At 49.2% G+C, this 1,984-nt stretch carries 3 protein-coding genes; 1 reads left to right on the top strand and 2 read right to left on the bottom strand.

Annotation, left to right across the window (positions count from 1 at the left end):
- Positions 1-317: 317 nt before the first annotated feature.
- Complete coding sequence (locus AC6F7T_RS10715) at positions 318-602, bottom strand: type II toxin-antitoxin system mRNA interferase toxin, RelE/StbE family (RefSeq protein WP_500718710.1); 285 nt, start codon at positions 600-602, stop codon at positions 318-320.
- Positions 599-880, bottom strand: coding sequence for a ribbon-helix-helix protein (locus AC6F7T_RS10710; protein WP_500718709.1), 282 nt, complete (start codon positions 878-880; stop codon positions 599-601). The genes AC6F7T_RS10715 and AC6F7T_RS10710 overlap by 4 nt, the downstream gene beginning before the upstream one ends.
- Before the next feature lie 656 nt (positions 881-1,536).
- Here AC6F7T_RS10710 and AC6F7T_RS10705 point away from each other — a divergent pair.
- Positions 1,537-1,984: hypothetical protein (locus tag AC6F7T_RS10705; protein ID WP_500718707.1), on the top strand; the 448-nt coding region annotated here is incomplete at its 3' end.

The raw sequence follows: 1,984 nt of genomic DNA, 5'->3' as shown, positions 1-1,984 counted from the left end.
TATCCGCGTTTTGCATGAAAGAATGGATCTGGAGGTCCATCTTTAACATATTCTGACTTCTGTTTTGATACATGCTTTGACCAAAACCATCTTGACGCCCCCGATATAAACCCACTCCTTGATTTTAGTGGATTTTCTCGTAACCCAGGGTTTGTAGGAATCACTTGCTTCCGCCAAATCCACACGCGACATTCGATGCGAGAGGATAAATAAGAAAGTAATTTTTTATCCTGATGCTTTGACAGGAAAGAATCCGAAACTTATTGTCGAGAGTCAGCGTAATTGAGCAGTGAGGCCGAATGACCAGCGGCCCGCTTTTATTCCCGAACTTGTGGCCATTGCCGGGCGGTATGCACCAAAGCCAACACCCACACCGTGTGTCCGTCGATCTCGTATACCAAGCAATAGTTTTCATGCGGTATCAGCTCACGGGTGCCTGGAACCCTTCCTGCTTTGCCCATCTTAGGATGCGTGGCTAGTCGCTCAGCAGCACCGCTAAAAAGCTCATCCATATGGACAGCCGCTCCGGGGTTGTCGACCACGATGTAGTCCCAAATATCAGCGCGGTCTTGTTCTGCTTCTGGCGTCCAGATAACGATCATGCCTGGCCTGCCGCTACCTGGTTACGCCTGGCAGCGAACACGGCCTCAACTTCATCATTTGATCGACCACGATTGGCACGCATCGAGGCGCGACCGGCTTCGACCTTGCGACGAAGATAGTCGTCATATTCGCGTGCCAGACGGCGTTGTTCGATGTAGTCGCGCATCAACTCGCGCATGACCTGAGACGCTGGTCGATCTTCGCCGGCCGCCTCGGCCATGAATTCTGCGCGCAGTTCCGGCTCCAGCTTCATCGTGAAAACAGCTTCTTTTGACATAATGCGCTCCTTTGCAAAAGTACTAACATAGTATATACAACCTTAGTACCTTGCGCACGATAAATCGTTGGTACTGACAAACAGGACGGCTATTGGCCGGCAGGGACAAGATTCTGTGTCGTAAAATTTATCTTTTAAAACCATATAACGACCAAAACTAACCCCCTAAGGTGGGTCAAAATTGGACGCCGGTGGTGGGTCAATTTTCAATGCCGACTGACAGCTCTCGCAAAAAATATCAATTTGGCTGAATCAGCACAAAGCGCCGGCTGCAGGGCGCGCGATTATTGTGCAATGAGGCGTACTTGCGTACGCCGAAGCGGTGAAATAAGCGCAGCAACGCAGCAATTGACGAGTTTTTGCGACGTTATCACATAGTAAATGTGTTTCCGACAAACAATAGATGTCGAAAGATTTTACATTAACGTCGAACTTTTTTACATTAACGTCGAAAATATTTACATTTTTCGTAAACCAACCCTAATCCCCATGAACTTGAATAAATACAACTACTCGACTTCGCGTGATTAATTAAATTTTTACAATTATGGCATGTTTTTTGCATTTGTCAATGTGTGATCATACTGACCCGACGAACTCCATCTGCCGAGCACACAACCAGAGGTGCTCACCACCAGCAAGGAAAGGGGATCGACATGATCACGCGGATTGTTAAGGTTGTTGCACTCTTTGCCGGCACGTTTCTGATTCTATCTTCACACATAAACGCTGCCATCATCTACGACGCCGGCCCACTTGTATTCGAAAGCAGCGGACAAAGCATGTGGGATAGCGGCACGGCCTTCCGCAAGGAAGAATCCGTTTTCCTGGGCACCCAATGGACGGACAAAACTGCCACCATTGGCAACATTTATGGCGATGCCAACTATCAACTAACTCCTGATATTCCTGCCGTTACCGTCCCGGTCTGGAAGCCGACGCCGACATGGTCCAATCCGTTTAAGGGCTACTGGACGGACGTCCAGATCACGCCGGCAATTGGTGCGGTGACGATTGACACCCGCACGGGAGCTGAACTGAACGTACACACATCCGGGAAAGTCGGTCTCGAATTCGGCTACTCCATTGACAGCGGCTCTGTCG

It is taken from the genome of Pelovirga sp. (assembly GCF_059864205.1).
Note: the sequence above shows the minus strand (reverse complement) of the source record. Positions and strands in the feature narration are given on the sequence as shown.

What these genes read in the sequence shown, in the direction of transcription:
- AC6F7T_RS10715 (WP_500718710.1), bottom strand. Translation starts at nt 602, where the DNA reads ATGATCGTTATCTGGACGCCAGAAGCAGAACAAGACCGCGCTGATATT.
- AC6F7T_RS10710 (WP_500718709.1), bottom strand. Translation starts at nt 880, where the DNA reads ATGTCAAAAGAAGCTGTTTTCACGATGAAGCTGGAGCCGGAACTGCGC.